Source organism: Mycobacterium sp. UM_CSW (assembly GCF_000455205.1).
Classification (GTDB): Bacteria; Actinomycetota; Actinomycetes; order Mycobacteriales; family Mycobacteriaceae; genus Mycobacterium.
Genome location: NZ_AUWQ01000022.1, coordinates 53,479 through 70,003 on the forward strand (window position 1 = coordinate 53,479; position 16,525 = coordinate 70,003).

14 protein-coding genes are annotated in these 16,525 nt (G+C 62.8%); 6 read left to right on the plus strand and 8 right to left on the minus strand.

What is annotated here, in order from left to right:
• Positions 1-64: 64 nt before the first annotated feature.
• Complete coding sequence (locus N415_RS09550) at positions 65-1,207, minus strand: amidohydrolase family protein (RefSeq protein ID WP_068180152.1); 1,143 nt, start codon at positions 1,205-1,207, stop codon at positions 65-67.
• Positions 1,208-1,232: 25 nt separating this feature from the next.
• Entirely contained in the window at positions 1,233-2,339 is a 1,107-nt protein-coding gene (locus N415_RS09555; protein WP_239645480.1) for an amidohydrolase family protein, read from the minus strand.
• A 665-nt stretch (positions 2,340-3,004) separates the two neighbouring features.
• On the opposite strand from N415_RS09555, the gene N415_RS09560 reads away from it, so the two are divergent.
• Positions 3,005-4,057: a cytochrome P450 gene (locus tag N415_RS09560; RefSeq protein ID WP_239645481.1), complete on the plus strand. Its 1,053-nt coding sequence runs from the start codon at positions 3,005-3,007 to the stop codon at positions 4,055-4,057.
• A 373-nt stretch (positions 4,058-4,430) separates the two neighbouring features.
• Here the strand turns inward: N415_RS09560 and N415_RS09565 are convergent, their stop codons facing one another.
• Positions 4,431-5,837 carry an aromatic ring-hydroxylating dioxygenase subunit alpha gene (locus tag N415_RS09565; protein ID WP_068180155.1) on the minus strand — a complete coding sequence of 469 codons (1,407 nt, stop codon included), beginning with the start codon at positions 5,835-5,837 and terminating at the stop codon, positions 4,431-4,433.
• Between the two features lie 205 nt (positions 5,838-6,042).
• On the opposite strand from N415_RS09565, the gene N415_RS09570 reads away from it, so the two are divergent.
• On the plus strand, positions 6,043-6,477 hold the full coding sequence (locus tag N415_RS09570) for an SRPBCC family protein (protein WP_068180158.1): 435 nt from the start codon (positions 6,043-6,045) through the stop codon (positions 6,475-6,477).
• A gap of 170 nt (positions 6,478-6,647) precedes the next feature.
• Here N415_RS09570 and N415_RS09575 read toward each other — a convergent pair whose 3' ends face one another.
• The 3 genes from N415_RS09575 to N415_RS09585 all read right to left on the minus strand — a co-directional run bounded on the left by N415_RS09575 (position 6,648) and on the right by N415_RS09585 (position 10,229).
• The gene (locus N415_RS09575) at positions 6,648-7,880 is read right to left on the minus strand and encodes an acyl-CoA dehydrogenase family protein (protein ID WP_068180338.1); all 1,233 of its coding nucleotides are present in this window, start codon (positions 7,878-7,880) and stop codon (positions 6,648-6,650) included.
• 17 nt (positions 7,881-7,897) lie between these two features.
• Complete coding sequence (locus N415_RS09580; RefSeq protein ID WP_068180161.1) at positions 7,898-9,049, minus strand: acyl-CoA dehydrogenase family protein; 1,152 nt, start codon at positions 9,047-9,049, stop codon at positions 7,898-7,900.
• Between the two features lie 286 nt (positions 9,050-9,335).
• On the minus strand, positions 9,336-10,229 hold the full coding sequence (locus N415_RS09585) for a VOC family protein (RefSeq protein WP_068180164.1): 894 nt from the start codon (positions 10,227-10,229) through the stop codon (positions 9,336-9,338).
• A 104-nt stretch (positions 10,230-10,333) separates the two neighbouring features.
• On the opposite strand from N415_RS09585, the gene N415_RS09590 reads away from it, so the two are divergent.
• The 3 genes from N415_RS09590 (at position 10,334) to N415_RS09600 (ending at position 12,708) form a co-directional block, all read left to right on the plus strand.
• Positions 10,334-10,825, plus strand: coding sequence for a MaoC family dehydratase N-terminal domain-containing protein (locus N415_RS09590; protein WP_068180167.1), 492 nt, complete (start codon positions 10,334-10,336; stop codon positions 10,823-10,825).
• 21 nt (positions 10,826-10,846) lie between these two features.
• Positions 10,847-12,274, plus strand: coding sequence for an NAD-dependent succinate-semialdehyde dehydrogenase (locus N415_RS09595; RefSeq protein WP_068180170.1), 1,428 nt, complete (start codon positions 10,847-10,849; stop codon positions 12,272-12,274).
• Positions 12,275-12,402: 128 nt separating this feature from the next.
• A complete protein-coding gene (locus N415_RS09600) occupies positions 12,403-12,708 on the plus strand; it encodes a hypothetical protein (protein ID WP_239645482.1) in 306 nt (101 codons plus the stop codon).
• Positions 12,709-13,020: 312 nt separating this feature from the next.
• Here N415_RS09600 and N415_RS09605 read toward each other — a convergent pair whose 3' ends face one another.
• Together N415_RS09605 and N415_RS09610 are read right to left on the minus strand one after the other, a co-directional pair.
• Positions 13,021-13,842 (minus strand): SDR family oxidoreductase, encoded by an 822-nt coding sequence (locus N415_RS09605; protein WP_068180175.1) that lies wholly within the window; start codon positions 13,840-13,842, stop codon positions 13,021-13,023.
• Between the two features lie 100 nt (positions 13,843-13,942).
• Positions 13,943-15,064, minus strand: coding sequence for a cytochrome P450 (locus N415_RS09610; RefSeq protein ID WP_239645483.1), 1,122 nt, complete (start codon positions 15,062-15,064; stop codon positions 13,943-13,945).
• Between the two features lie 184 nt (positions 15,065-15,248).
• Here N415_RS09610 and N415_RS09615 point away from each other — a divergent pair, with 184 nt between their 5' ends.
• The gene (locus N415_RS09615; RefSeq protein WP_068180178.1) at positions 15,249-16,061 is read left to right on the plus strand and encodes an enoyl-CoA hydratase-related protein; all 813 of its coding nucleotides are present in this window, start codon (positions 15,249-15,251) and stop codon (positions 16,059-16,061) included.
• Positions 16,062-16,525: the final 464 nt, after the last annotated feature.

Genomic DNA, 16,525 nt, shown 5'->3' on the forward strand with positions numbered 1-16,525 from the left:
CCGACTCTTCCGGCGGCGGCCCGACCGCAGACATGTGATGCCCTCGGCACTTGTCTGGCTTGCATCAGAACACCCGCACCTGACCCTCGAGGGCCGGCACGGTTTCGGGTAGATGGTAGGTCGCAATGCCGTTGCGGAACATGACTGCCTCCCGTGCGTGCTCGGGCAGATGCTTGACCAGCCAGCGCGGGTCGTCGAACGTCCAGTGCGGGTAATCGGAAGAGAACAGCAGGATCTTTTCGCACTCCATCCACTCGAGCGCGCGAGTCAGTTCCGACTTGTCCTCCGGATAGTCGAGCGGTTGAGTCGTGAACTTGATGTGATCCTTCACGTACTCCGAGGGCTTGCGTTTGATGTCCATCCACGACTTTCGTGCCTCGTAAATGGCGTCCATCCGCCACATCAGCGGCAGGATCCAGTTGAACGCATGCTCGACGAGCACGATCCGTAGCGTCGGGAATCGGTCGAACAGGCCGTCGAAGATCATGCTCATCACCTGATTGGCGGCCAGTAGCGAGTAGGTGACCATGAAATCGTGGTTGTAGCTGGGGAAGCCGACGGGCGGCATCGGCAGTTCCTCGTGATGACTGCGCGACAGATGGCACGTCACCGTGATGTCGTGTTTGGTGGCGGCCTGCCATACCGGGTTGTACTTCGGGTCGCCCCACGCCGGCCTGGGCTCGGCTTTGATGAGGATCTGGCTCATGTAGGGATGCCCGGCCCAACGTTCGATTTCGCGGGCCGCGTCCTCGGGTGCCTCGATCGTTGCGCAGATGGATCCGCGCCAGCGCTCGTGCCAATTGTTGTGACTGTCCAGCCAGTGCTCGGCTTGCCATTCGTTGAGGGCACAGCTCATCGCGTGGGTCACTTCGGGGAAGCGCGACGGGTACGCACCAGGCTCGAGAATCGCTATGTCGGTGCCGGCCGCCATGATCAGCTGCTGGAACGCGAGGTCCGGATCACTGCCGGGGAACTCGCCATCAGCCGGGAAGGAGTCCACCCGCATCGCGTAGGCATGGGCGTAATCCGGTGCGTCGTAGTAGATCTGATCGCCGACCTTCTTCGACAGGAAGTACTTGCTGCGCCACGGTTCGGGGATGTACTGCGCCAGCACGCCGATCTTGGGAACAGGGTGCACATCGGAGTCGACGCACCGGACTCCGATGCGTTCCGCTGCGGGCTTGCGTTCTGTAGCTGAGATTGTCATTGTGGGCTCCTCGTCAAACGTCTCATCAACTTGCGCCGACGCCGGCGTCGACGTCGATTCCGTACAGGTGGGCGGCATTTCGCCAACACAGCTTGTCGCGCTGTTCGTCTGAGAATGCCTGGGGCACAGCTAGCTCGTTCAACTGCCAGTGCGGGTAGCTGGACCCGTACATCACCATGTCGTCTTTACCTGTGAAGCTCGCCCACTCCCCGGCGAACTCCACATCTCCTGGACCGTCCATTGCGCCCTGGACGAAGAACGTGTGGCCGGGTAGATAATCACTCGGCATCTTCGGAGCCCACGGCGTCTGCTCCAGATGCGGACGGCCAAAGCAGTCCATCCGCCAGATGAACGGCGTCAGCATGTCGGCGGCGCCGTCGGCCCACACGAACTTCAATGTCGGCATTCGCTCGAACACACCCTCGACGATGAGATTCATCTGGTGGTAGAGGAAGTTGAGGGCCATGAAGCTGAGGTAGTTCTCGTAGGTGCGCGGAACCCCCGACGGAGTCGGCGAGAATTGCACGCCTGATCCCACTTCGATGTGCACCGCGACAGGCAGGTTGGCGGCGGCCGCGGCCTCCCAGAGCGGCCAGTACTGCGGTTTTCCGTAGAGTTCGCGTGATTGCAGGGGGACACCGATCTGCACGACGCGCGGGTGATCCTTGAGCCTGTTGACCTCGCGTACGGCCCCGACGATGTCGTCGGGATTGACGCGAATCGTCCCGCGGTAGCGTTCGGCGAAGGGGTTATCTTCCAGCCAGCGTGACACCATCATCTCGTTATGCGCGGATGCGATCGCGGTCCCCAGGTGTCGATCCGGCATTATTCCCCTGGTCATGGGGTGGAGTATTGCGATATCGACACCGCGCTTGTCGAACAGGTGCCTGCCCGCGATCTCGGGATCGGAACCCGGATACCCGTCGTCGGGGCCCTCGGTGCCCGGAGCGTACTCGCCACCAGGCGCGCCGAACCAGTCCATCTCGTAGTCCGGGAACCCGCGGCTCTTGAACGGCTCGCGAAGGAAGTTGCGCCGCAGATCCTTGTTCGACTTGCTGAAGATGTGCACGCTGGCGTCGATGAGGGGCGTGCTGGTGCCGTCCGGATGCAGCATCACCACGGCCGTGCCCATTCGTGAGTGCCTATGCACCCGTCGAGGATGCGGAGTGAATCCGCAACGCCCTTGCGGGCCGAGTGCATGGGGTTATTTCTCACGTCCCACCTCCTAGCAGTGGTTTTCATCCCGGTCTCGTCCAACGGTTCCTCACACCCGCAACGGTGATGACGCCCGCGGCGTCCGCCGGAGCAGGTCGTTTGCCATCCACGTTCCTTTGACGACGACGAGGAGCCGCCGACCGTCCGCGAAGCACGTCGCGCTGCCTCCATTGACGATAGGACATTTTTTGACCTAATGTACAGCATGGCAGCGGTTCGAATCGTCCGAACCGGCTAAAACGGTGATGGGTCTTCACGCGGATTATGCGTTCGGATCTCGAACTCGACGCCGCCGTTGTACACGATCGAGGTCGGCAACTTAGACGTTGTGACGCACAGATCCCTCAGGCTAGGAGAGAAGCGATTACTACGACCACATCAAGTTCACCACGGCGGTACCACCGCCACAACATCTCGTCCGCGAGTTTCTGGGACTTGGGGTTTCGTGAGCGCGACGACGTCTTCGCCGAGCTGCGATCCGAAGACGGATTGACCTGGCACGAGCCGTTCAATTCCCCGTTTCCGCATGAGGAAACGGGCTTCTGGGCGGTCACCAAGCACGCTGACGTGAGGTTCGTCAGCATGAACAGCGACCTCTTCGTGTCCAGCGAGGGCATCTCCATCGAGCCGATGCCGGCCGAGATCCAACGGGCGACCGCCTTCTTCCTCACCATGGATCCACCGCAGCACACGCGCTACCGGCGCCTGATCAGTTCGGCGTTCACTCCACGGCAGGTGCGCAAAATCGAGCAGCAGATTCGCGACAACGCACGCGAGATCGTCGACGACCTCCTCGATGCACTGCAGGACGGCGCCGAGGTCGACTTCGTCGCCGAGTGCGCGTGCAAACTTCCCATGCACACGATTTCCGACATGATCGGGATCGACCGCACCGATCGAGACGTCATACTGGCTGCAGCGGAAGCGCTGTCCGGGGCGGGCGACGACGACTACACCGCGTCCGAAGACAAAGCGATCCACATGATGACGCAGTTCGGAGTGCTGACCCAGGCCGGCATCGACCTGGCTCAACGACGTCGCGTAGAAGGTCGCGACGACCTGATGACCAACATTGTCAATGCCGAAATCGATGGGCACCGGTTAACCGACGACGAGATCGGAGCGTTCCTCGTCTTGCTGTCGGTAGCGGGCAGCGACACGACCAAACAGGCGACGTCTCACGCCCTGAAGGCCTTGATGGACCGTCCGGAGCAACTCGCCTGGCTGATGGCCGATTTCGACAATCGCATCGACTCGGCGATCGACGAGTTCGTCCGGTGGGCGACACCCGTGCTGTCCTTCGCGCGGCACGCAGCCGTGGACACCGAAGTCGGCGGAACGCCCGTGAGGGCCGGCGAAAAGCTCGGCCTCTTCTACTGTTCGGCAAATCGCGACGCCGCGGTGTTCGACGACCCGCACGAGTTCCGTCTGAATCGCACGCCCAACAACCACTTCGGTTTTGGCGGCGGGGGCACGCACTTCTGCCTCGGCAGTAATTTGGCCCGGATGGAGTTGCGCAGCCTGTTCTTCGAACTGCTCACCCGGCTGCCGCAGGTGTCGATCGGCGCACCTGAATATCTCAGTGGCAGCAGCGTGATTCACGGCATCAAGCGAATGCCCATCAAGCGCGTGTGACGCGCCACGGTCCTTCCGCGGCCGCGTCGCGGACCTCCTTCCACATCGGAAGGGGCCAGGGCAGCATGTCTCGATCGACGCCCTAGGACGACCATGGCATGCGAACCTGTTGATGCTCAACTACGGGGACTGGCCTCAGCGATCAGGCGAACCCTGCCGGTCTCACGCACGTTCTTCGCGGGGCACAGGATGTAGTCGATTACACGCCGTTCTTCACGTCTGCTAATCAAACGCCGAGGGCGCAGAGCCAGCGTCGCCGCTGATCCGCCCAGTGACGTCCCCGCCACGGCGCTACAGCACCGGCCTGTCGATCACCGTGCGAACGTATCGGTTGTCGACGCTGTGCCCGTTGAATGCGGCCGGACCGACCGCGTCATCCGTCGGCGTCATCGACTCCGAAGATGAACCGATCGGCGATCCGGTGCTCGTTGCGGATCGACATCTCTTGATTGGTGTTGAGCCACAGTCCCTCAAATCCACGCGAGTGCATGCCCGCATGGATGGCATCGATGTTCATGAGGTCTTGCGTGGGCAGCTCCCCCCACCCGTCATGGTCCTGCCAGCGCTCGAACTCGAGCCAGCTGGTCTCAGGGACCTCGCCGGGCGGGAAGTGCTCGAGCGAGAACATTTCGAACACACAGCGATTGGGGTCTTCGGCGTCGGGAAGCATCCGGTAGCCCAGCACGCACGACTTCTCCACGAGGATGACCAGGGTGGGAAAGACGTGCCAGTCGCCATTGCCCGCGAAGTACTCCTCCATCGACATCTTCGGGTAATCGACACCCTCGGCAATGGCGAGTTCCTCGCACATCTGGTGGTAGATCACAAAGGGCGGGATGGGACCGGGTTCCATGTCGGCCATCTGCTGTGCGACGCGGTAATCGCGTTCGGTGACCAGGGAGTTGATCTCGAGATACTGGTATTGCATCCCATTGGCGAAGATCTTGGGCGATTTCTCCCGCTCCTCGCGGGCTTTCCCACCGGTGCTGTCGGGACGCGCGGTGTAGATGAAGCGCGAGTGGTTGCGGTACGGAGTGGTCGGGGTATAGGGCGCGTAGATGTACTCCTGGGGTTCGGCCGGCGCGGTGGAGGCCCGCACGCCCTGGTCGGCCCTGACCGTCTGCGGATGCGTACCGGGGCTGTGATAACCCTCGATGAATGCGTCGATGACTGTCTTGTAGTTGGCCGCCAACGGAGTCCGCTTCCGCCACCGGAACCGCATGTCATGCAGGCGGAACGGCGCAAGCGCCGTCGGAAGCGGGTCGAGCCAGTCGAGCAACGCCGGCGGATCCTCGGCCATCGTGATGAATACCCAGCCGCCCCAGGTATCGACCTTCACTGGCCGCAGAGCCCACTGCTCACGCGGCCGGTCGAGAAACTCGTCGCGGGACGGGACGAACGAGGAGCGACCGTCGAGCGCATATCGCCACCCGTGGAACTCGCACCGTAGGTGACCGCCGACAGCGCAGCCGTGACCCCGCACCACTTTCATTCCGCGATGGGCGCACGTGTTGTAGAACGCCTTGATACTCCCGTCCTTTTGCCGTACCACCATGATCGACTCCCTGCCGATGGTGTACTCGTGATAGCTACCTGGATCAGGGATCTCCTCCTCTCGACAAGCCGGTTGCCACACCTGCGTAAAGAGGCGGTCGAGTTCGAGTTGGAGGAACTCGCGGTCGATGTAGCGCCCTTTGGGGACGAACGTTTCACCGCACGCATAACGCGGGGGCACCTTACCCGTTGCCCTCAGATCGGTTGCCTCATCGATGGCGGTCATTGAGTACTCCTTCCGGTGCCCGAACGTGCGAGCGACTTGTCGAAGCTGCTGATTTCACGTACCGCTGCCTGGGGGTCGCGTCGAACTCGTCCGAAGCGGTGGGTCCCGGCACCGCCAACGGGCAAAAGCCAACACGATCGTCGATCGATGGTAGAACAATTGGACCGAAATTGTACATCTGATTATCCCCTGTTAGGGTCCTGCCATGGTTTGCATCGCCGTCACTAAGGAAGTCGCGGCACCAGCCGCAGCCGTTTGGGAACTACTCGCGGACTTCGGCGACATCAGCTGGATGCCCGTCGGGGACCGCGTCGACGTCGACGGGGACGGCATCGGCATGAGTCGGTCCATCCACGGCGCCGGAGACAAGCCAATAGTTGAGACGCTGACTCACCTCGACCCAGACCGCATGGAACTCGGCTACGCAATCAGCGACAACCCACTGCCGGTCTCACGATTCGAGGCGATAGTCGCGGTACGGCCCGTCGAGGCTGGTTCCAGCATCATCTGGAACGTGGATTATGACCCGCTCGGTCCGTCTGAATCAGACGCCGAAGCCGCTCGCCAGGCCGTCGAAGCCGTATACGGGATGATGGCCGGCTGGCTCGCAGACGCCGCCGCGAATCGAAAGCAAGTGTGACCCGGCGGCAGCGACTGCACCCGAAGTTCGCCGGCGACAACGCGATCACCAAATCCGGTCGTCAAAAGGCATAGCGCCAAAGCACATTGCGCGGACCAATTCAGCCGGAAGCCATTCTCACATTCAGCGCCACGGCAGCCCATAGCATCGAAGGGCCGCACGGTCGCGCGTCAGGATTCACTTCGTCGGCGTCGAACCTCGCGGAAGGGCACACCCCGATCTGCGGCAAACTCCCTGGGAAAGCCTAATACGCGCTCTGCGATGATGTTTCGGGCAATTTCCGTCGTTCCCCCGCCGATGCAGATTACCTGTCGCGAAAGGTACTTCTTTCCGATCGCCGCAATCGTCGGACCATCACCGATCACGCCTGCGGGACCCGCCAACTCGAGCGCGGCATCGACCCCGATGTTTTCGGCAAGCCCGTAGAAGAGGCGCGATATGGACCCAGCCGCGGGAGGCAATTGCCCCATGGCTACGCCGTGAAAGATGCTCTCGCCCAGCGCCTTTCCGACCATATGATGAGTTATGGCGCGTCCCGCCAGTCGGCGGGCGCCAACGTCGTCGCCCCTGCCAAAAGTATTCATCACCTCGACCAGGTCGGTCCGCCCGGACTCACCCTGTTCCTCGGCGGCAGAGTTGGCAAACTCAGAGCCCTTGGCTACCGCCCGCCGCTCGTGAAACAACTGTCGCGACGCAACCTCCCACCCCTTGTTTACTTCACCCACTACGTAATCGTCTCCTAGGTCGAGGTCGTCGAAGAACTCCTCACAGAACTCCTCGGAGCCGTTGACCTGCTTGATGCGACGCAGAGTGAGATTCGGATGTTTCAGGGGGACGAGGAACATCGTCAGCCCTTCGTGCTTGGGTACGTCCCAGTTGGTGCGCGCCAAACACAAGCCATGATCCGCGGCGAACGCGCTGCTGCTCCACGTCTTGGCCCCGTTCAGTATCCATTTGTCAGCACGCCGCTCGGCCCGGGTGATCACGCCGGCGAGATCAGACCCGCCGCCCGGTTCCGACAGAAGCTGGCACAGCACTTCATCGCCGCGTAGCGCGGCGCTGATGTACTTGCGCTTCAGTTCCTCACCTGCCGTGTCAAGCAGCGTTGGAGCGCAGATCGTCAGGCTCGGAATGTTGAGCACGACAGGCATCTCGTAGCCGATCGCTTCCTCGTTGAAAGCCTGTTGAAACGAAAAATTCAACCCCAGGCCCCCGTACTCGCGCGGAAAGCAAATGCCCGCGAAGCCTCCGTCGAAAAGCCTGCGCTGCAGCTCCCGCGCGCGCTGCCACGTTGCCTCGTCCGCGCGGTTGCTCAGCGGGGCCTCGCCTCCGAGCTTCGGCATCGCCTCCGCGAGCCACATGCGCGCGCGTTCGCGAAAGTCGTCGACTGAGTTGCAGGCCATGGTCACATCGCGGTTGGTCACAACGCCGTTCCCATCTCGTCGAAGTGCGCATAGACGCGCTCGTAGTGCTCCTCGGTGGTGCCGTAAAGCGCACGGTTCACCTCGATCCGCCGCAGAAAGACGTGCAGGTCGTGCTCCCACGTAACACCGATCCCGCCGTGAAGCTGAACGCAGTCCTGCGCGATGCGCACCGAGTACTCCCCTACGTAGGCCTTCGCTGCGCTGACCACGACGGCGGCGCTGGCTGAGCGCGATGCCACCTCTCGGACCGCTCGGTCGAGGATGGCGCGGCTGGCCTCGAGTTGCATCTTCATATCGGCGAGGCGGTGCTTGAGCGCTTGATACGACGCCAGCGGTCGACCAAAGCTGTGCCGGTCCTGCACCCACGACACCGTCATCCCAAAAACCGCATCGAGCGCACCAACGATCTCTGCGCATTGCAATAGCTGCGCTACCTGAGACTGACGGGAGATCAGATGCGCCGCCTCGGCGGCGGTTCCGACCGCTGCCTCACGGGGAACCTCCACCCCATTGAAGCGTACGGTCCCGAATCCGCGAACGAGGTCAACGGACGCGACTTCTTCGACGTCGACGCCAGCGTCGGCGGCACCAACGACAAATTGCATGACTCCGTCGTCAGCCCGCGCCGTCACCATGAAAAAGTCGCAGTCACAGGCAGTTTCGACTCGGTCCTTTACCCCGTCGAGGCGATACCCGCCATCGATCTCGGTGGCCCGTGTCGAGGGAGAGGAACCGAAAGGCGTCCCGGGCTCGTCGATGGCCCACGTCGCGACCGCAGAACCGTCGACCAACGCGGATATCACGTTGAGGAACGACGCTGAGGTGCTTGCCCCGGCGAGCCCTGCTAGCACAACGCTCACTGGAATTAGCGGCCCAGGCGCGACGACACCACCTAGCTGCTGCATGACGAGGGTAAGGTCTGAAACCCCGTCGCCAGATGCGCTGCCTCCGCCGAGCTCTTCGGGAACGAGAAGGCTGGTCCATCCGAGATTCGCTGCACGTCGCCACCAGTCACGTTCGAAATTTTTGCCTTGCCGGTGCAGTTCTCTCACTTGAGAGATCGACGCCTCTCGGTCGATGAACGATCGAGTCGTCGAAAGGAAGATCTCCAGCTCGGCGTTATCTGGCGCCGCGTTCACCCGAACCATTCCGACCGGACTCCTCCTCGCGCAGATGTCATCTGAAGCTCAGACGACCTCGGAGACTTCAACGCCTGCCTCCCACAACGAAACCTCGGCTGTTCGCTTGGACGAACACCCATCGTCCGCTTCCCGTCCCTAAGCGGCGCGATGAGTCGTTCGCATGCGTAACGCGCACTACTGACCTCGCCGACCGATCGACAGCCCGACGGCGCAGACGGGTCGCGGATCAAACCCTGCCTGCCGTGCCGTCTCGGGATCACAATCGGCGTGCCGGCGGAAGTCGGAGCCGATCTCAGACACGTTCGGCGAATTCGATGACCGCTCCGTGGCAGCTGCTTGGATCCGCGATCAGGCGGCGTCCATCCCGCTCGGCGATCTCGACACCGTGCTCGATCAGGTGCGACTCGGCCGCATCGAGGTCCGCCGTTTCGAAAACGCACGCATGGATGATTTCACCGTTGGCCGCGAGATCGCGTGCGGCGACGGTGTCCTTCGAGGCCGGCCGCACGAGCTCGACTGTCGTGTCGGTGCCCAGCCGGATCCGTCGCCGATGGGCGGCAGCGCTGATCTCGTCTGCGACGATGTCGCCGCCCAGCGCACGATAGACGTTTGTCGCTCTGTCGAGATCCTCCACTACCACGCCTATGCGCCAGCCCTCGACAGCCAGAGGGTGGGTGCGCCAGGGTTCCAGGGACCAACCCGGATCGTAGCGAGGGTCACCCCATCGGCCGGGGAACCCGAGTGGACCCGGCCGATCAGCGTTGAAGGGCATGAATTCCAACTGTCCCGCGGTGTCTTTCGGGTGCGTGAAGACCGGACCCCTTGGCCTAGCGACCATTTCGTCTCGACCCGATCCGCCGAGTCCGAAACACCGCACGCCTGCAGCGGTGAGCGTGTCGTAGACGTCGACGGATGGGCTGTCAACGAAGAACGCCATCGCGTGCAAATGAGGACCGAAGCGCTTCAGGAATCTGCCCAGGGGAAGATCTGCACCCGCCTGCGTCGGTTCCATGACGTCGATGGCGAGATCACCGACGACGACCATGGAAGCCCAGCGCTTTTCGACTTCCAGCCATTCATCGGTAAAGACATCGACGGCGCCGAAGACCGTCCGGTACCAGTCGGCGACGGTGCGATAGTCGTCCACGACGTGGTTGACATGCCACTGCTGGCCGATACGAATCACAACGCACCCTTCTCTGCTGCTCGGAACACTATGACAGATGTTGTATATCTGGGGTAGCGTTCGGTGGTCAGTTCGGCAGCCGCCGCGAAGGGAGACCGAGCAAGGTGAATGACACCCTGATCAGCGACCGTCTCGCGTCCGTGCTCGGCGTGTGGCACGACCAGGGAGCACCGTCGGCCCCCATCGACCGGTCCGACATCCGGCGTTGGGCGATTGCGACGTACTGGCCTCAGCGACCACCCCGTTTGTACTGGGACGAGAACTACGCGCAAACCACGCGATGGGGCGGCATCGTGGCTCCCGATGACTTCAATCCGTTCGCCTGGCCCATCGAACCGCTGGACACGGGCGCGACGAAATACGCTTTCCCGCGCCCCGGCGAACCGGGGCAGCACCTGCTCAACGGCGGAGTGGAACTCACCTTCGGCCAGCCGATGCGCCCGGGCGACGTGATCACGGGGCGGTGGCGGATCAGGGACGCCACCGAACGCCAGGGGCGTCTTGGACTGATGCTGTATGTCGCAATCGAGCGCGAGTTGCGCAACCAGTATGCGGACTTGGTGCGCACCCGAGTCGACACCGTAATCCGGTACTGAACCGAGAGGACTGATGCGGCGGTGTACATCAACGGCGAATGGGCATCGTCGGTGTCTGGTGCCACGTTCGACAGCGCGAACCCGGCTACGGGCGCCGTCCTAGGCGCCGTGCCCGACGGTGGCCGCGCAGAGGCCCGAGCGGCGATCGACGCCGCGGCCGCCGCGTTGGCGGGTTGGCGGGCGAAGACCGCTTACGAGCGGGCCGATGTCCTGATCGCCGCGCACCGCATCATGCTCGACCGGCTCGAGGAGCTGGCGACTCTCATGACCAGAGAACAAGGCAAACCGTTGAAGATGGCGCGCACAGAGGTAAAGTACGCCGCCGACTTTCTGCTCTGGTTCGCCGAAGAGGCCAAACGCGTTTACGGCGAGGTCATTCCGTCTGCGCGGGCCGACCAGCGTTTCCTTGTGCTGCAACAGCCCGTCGGGGTGTGCGCGGCGATAACGCCGTGGAACTACCCGATCTCGATGATCACCCGCAAGGTGGCGCCCGCACTGGCCGCGGGATGCACCTCGGTGCTCAAACCCGCAGAGCAGACGCCGCTGTGTGCGATCGAGACGTTTCGGGTGTTCGCCGACGCGGGCGTGCCGGCGGGGGTGGTGAACCTAGTGACCTGCTTGGAACCGCAGGCCGTTGCCGACGTGATGCTGTCCGATGCCGCGGTACGCAAGATTAGCTTCACCGGATCTACGACCGTCGGCAAGATGATCGCCCAGCGGGCAGGCGCCACCATGAAGCGGGTATCAATGGAATTGGGCGGGCACGCCCCCTTCCTCGTATTCGACGACGCCGACCCGGCGCATGCCGCCAAGGGCGCTGCCCTGGTGAAGTTTCTCAATACTGGGCAGGCCTGCATCTGCCCCAACCGGTTCATTGTCCACCGATCGATCGCCGACGAGTTCATCGCGACACTGTGCACCCGGGTTGAAAAGCTCGTTCCCGGTGACGGATTGGCGAACGGCACGACGGTGGGACCGCTGATTGACGCCGCCGCCCTGCAGAAGATGGAGCATCAGGTCACCGATGCCGCGGATAAGGGCGCAAAGGTGCTGATCGGCGGATCGCGATTGTCGGGAGGGAGTTTCGACGACGGTTGGTTCTTCGCTCCGACCGTCCTGTCCGACGTGAGCGCCGACATGTTGATCTGCACCGAGGAAACATTCGGGCCGATCGCGCCGGTGCTGGTGTTCGACGACGAAGCCGAGGCGATCGAGCTCGCCAACTCCACCAGCTACGGATTGGCCGGGTACGTCTACACGCGCGACATCAGCCGCGCGCTCAGGGTGGCAGAGGCTTTGGAGTTCGGGATGATCGGCATCAACGACATCAACCCCACCTCCGCGGCGGTGCCCTTCGGCGGCATCAAGGACAGCGGGTTGGGCCGCGAAGGCGCACGAGCGGGTATTGCCGAATACCTCGACACCAAAGTATTGGGGATTGCTCTGTGACTGAAACTCATCCGCTCGATGTCGATTCGATCGAAATTGGCGACCGCATACCAGAATTCGTTCGGAGCACGGGCTTGGCGGAATGGAATCGCTACGCCGCAGTCAATGACGAGTTCATCCCGATTCACATGGACGACGCCGCGGGACGCGCCGCCGGCAACGAGAACGGCGCCTTCGGAATGGGCAATCTGCGCTTGGCCTATCTGACCAACATGCTGCGCGCCTGGATCGGTGATGACGGCGAGATCCGTTCGCTCACCGCCAAGTACAAGGGAATGAATCAGAAGGGCGACGTGTTGCGCGCGGTCGGAGAGGTGGTTGACAAGCAGTGCGTTGACGGTGTCACAGTCGTGCACCTCGCGATCGACGTGATGGACCAGAACGGAAACAGCACGACACCCGGCCGGGCGACGGTGGTGCTGACGTCGCGCTGACGCGGTCAGTGTCTGCGAGTCCGGCGTTCGAGGACTTACTGTGTCCGATCGGTTGCCGATCGATGAGCACGGTCAATCGTCGGATCGACCCTCTTGAGGAATTGGAGCGCTACGCGAGGATCGGTTCCTCGATGACATCGACCTCGTGGGCGAGAGCTCCGCGTCGCCCTTGCTCTCTCGATAGACGGAGGCCAGCTGGATGGCGGCGACGGGATGCTGACGACGGGGCCAGCAGCCACGACGGGTTCTCATCACTCGAGAACTAGCCGAACAAGCCCTTGGCACGCCCGGCTCGGATGCTTCCCCGATTGGTCACCCGTCAAGCAGCATTTTGGCCATCGGTGTGCCCGGGGGGAAGGCCTCGGTAATCCCGGCGCTGAGATACCCCGAGTCGGTGACCAGCGTGATGCCGTTGACGACAGTGGCGGCATCGCTACACAGGAAGAGCAACGGGTATGCCTGTTCCGCCGGGGTGGCGGCCGACACGCCGACCTGCTCCCGATAGTCGGCGCCGAAATCCAACCAGATTTCCTTGTTCGCCTGCGCCAACGGCGTGTCCGTCGGCCCGGGGCAGATCGCGTTGATACGAATGCCGTCGGAGATGAACTGCATGGCCTCCCGCGCTACGTACGCACAGACCGCCTGCTTGGTGAACATGTAGTGCGCACACCCGTGATCAACCGCCCACGCCGATGCCGCTTCGAAGTCGGCGATGTCGAGAAACTCGTTGAGCTGCAGCATGTTCGAACGCCAGGCCAGCCCGGCTGCTGAGGATATGAAGCCGATCGCAGAACCCCTGCGCAGCATTCCCTGCGCACGCAGCCGCTCGATGAGGTGGCGGTGCCCGATGAAGTTGATCCTTTCGATGCCGGGCCCGTCCGCGACACCCGCGCACGCGAAAAGAGCGTCCACTCGGCCACCGCATTCCCCGACCGCGGCGTCGATACTGGCCTTCTCGGCGAGGTTGACTCGAATGGCGGTCACGTCCGGTATGTCGCAGGGTGCGTAGTCCATGACAACCACCTCAGCACCTGCGTCCAAGGCTAGCCGTGCGGTGGCGTTGCCCATCCCGGTCGCTCCCCCGACCACGAGAGCACGCTTACCGCGGAACGCGAAGGCATCGAATAAGCTCATCGGTCGGGCCCCCTCCGGCCGTTGGACTCATCACTCATCGACTCTGTTCGCTGTTCGACAGCAAGCGACGAGGCGTTAAGGTCGTCCGCAGCGCCGGTGGTCATAGCGCGATGGGAACGCTGGACGGGCCACGTACCGAGCTGGTGTGAACGAACTTCACGGTGGCCTCGTCGACGCCCCATGTCGGGAAACGCTTCAGCGTCTCTTCCAGCGCAACCCGCGCCTCCAATCGCGCCAGCGCCGCGCCCAAACAGAAGTGTGAACCGTGTCCAAAGCTGACGTGGCGTATGCCGGTTCGCGTGACATCCAACTCGTCTGGGCGCTCGTACTGGCGCTCGTCGCGACCCGCCGAGCCGGTCAGCAGTGTCACCTTTGACCCAGCAGGGATCACCGTGTCGTGGTATGTGACATCGCGCAAGGTGAACCGGCCTTGGACTGGTGAGGGCGCGTCGTATCGGAGCAGTTCCTCGACCGCGCCACCGATCAAGCCGGGTTCGGCGACCAACTTCGCACGCTGCTCCGGGTTGCGCGCCAGGGTCAGCGCCGCCCAGCCGAGAAGCCTGGCGACCGTCTCATTGCCCGCAACGTTGATCATCGCGACGAACATCAGCAGTTCGCCATCGTCCAGCCGGCGTGGTTCCGCCCCGGGCAAGACGAGGTCGGAAACCATCAGATCGCTGACAACGTCTTTCGTCCTGTGTTGGCGGCGGAGTTCGATCTGCTGCTGGTAATAGCCGAAGAGCTTCGCCGAGGCCTCCGCTCCGGCGGCGTTGCGCTCCGTACTCCCTTCGTCGCGATGCAGCTGCGCGTCCGACCACACACGCAGGTTGTCGTGGTCCTCCTCTGGAAAACCGAGCAGCGAGCTGATCACCATCACCGGCAGCTTGGCGGAGAAGTCCTCAACGTAGTCGAACCCACCGGTGCCGACATATTGATCCAGATAGCCCTTGCACAGTTCGCGGATGTGGTCCTCCAGCTGGGCAATTCGGCTACGAAAGAACGTCCGGTTGACCATCTTTCGCAGGCAAGTATGGTCTGGGGGATCCATCATGATCATCGGCTGAGGCGCGGGCAACGGTTCCTCGCTGATCGTGTCCAGGATGATGCCGTGCTCAGACGAGAATGATTCGGTGTCCAGCGACGCCGTCATGACGTCGTCAAACCGGCTGAGGGCGTAGAACTCGTATTCTGGGTTGTAGTAAACAGGCGCTTCGTCCCGCATGCGTCTCCACACCGCATATGGGTCGGCGTGCAGCGTGCGGTCGTAGGGATCCCAGCGCAAGTCCGTCGTTGTCATCGACACCATCCTTCCGGCTTTGAACACTATTACAGAAAATGTCTAGTAGCACTATTATGCGTTAGCATTCTCGGTACCCGGCGGGAACGAGCTTCAGGAGGAACTTCAGGTGGAAACGCGAGAACTGGCCCACGTCGTCTACGAGAAGGACGGGGCGATCGCGCGCATCATCCTGAACAACCCGGATCGCGCCAATGCGCAGACGTCCGAAATGGTGCACAGCGTCAACGAGGCACTCGACGACGCCCAGTACGACTATGGCATCAAGGTCGTCATCATCAAGGCCAACGGCAAGGGGTTCTGCTCCGGTCACATACCGGACGGCAGTTACCCGGAGTTCAAGGCCGAGAGCGAGGCGTCCGGCAAGATCTGGCGCTCGGCGGCGCAGCTGTTTCTCTGGCCCGTTCTGAAGCTGTGGGAGTTCCCGAAGCCTGTCATCGCGCAGGTGCACGGGTACGCGATCGGAGGCGGCACCACCTGGGCGCTGATCCCCGAGATCACGGTGTGCAGTGAAGATGCGTGGTTCCAGATGCCGCTGGTGCCCGGCTTCGGCTTGCCCGGATCGGAGACGATGTTCGAGCCGTGGGTGTTCATGAACTACAAGCGCGCCGCCGAGTACCTCTATACGGCACAGAAGATCACCGCGGAACAGGCTTTGGAGTTCGGCTTGGTGAACCGTGTCGTGCCAGCCGACCGGCTGGAGGCCGAGGTCGAGGAACTGGCGGCCAAGATCGCCAAGGCGCCCCTGATCACGTTGCAGGCGACCAAGGCCGGCATTCTGCGGGCGTGGGAGACCATGGGCTTCCGGACGCACCAGCAGGCGAGTAACGACCTTCAGGCGGTCGTCACAGGCTCCAAGGAGTTCTTGGACTACATGGTCGAGCTCATGCAGAAGGCTGCCAAACCTGCCGACCGGATCTGATACCCCCACCCGACCGGTGCCGATCCTTCATGATGCGATTCAACTCGAGAGCACCGTCACTCGGTGCGAGCGCAACCGAGTTGTACTCCGCGGCACTGGATGTGGCCGCATGAGGCCAGACGCGCGGTCGCGTGATCACCGTCCTGTGCGAATAGCACTGGGCGGGATATCGCCAGCTGGAAGCTTCGGTGAGAAGTGTTGCCCGCCGACGAGGGCTGGCGCATCGACGTCGTACGCGCGGGTCTTAACCGGGGCGTCGTGGACCCGCGGGCGTGAGTGGGTGACGGTGCCTGATGATCGCCTCAGTGTCTTGTGCGCCGGACCGATCCAGGATCTCCGCTGGGGCGTCGAGCGGGGGTGTCGGTGAACGGTGTACCTCACCGAGGCGCCGGTTTTACAACGGGCCGTCTCCGGTCGCGCGAGCCCGACGGACGCCGCGATCCGTCGGCGGCGCCGGGGTCGGC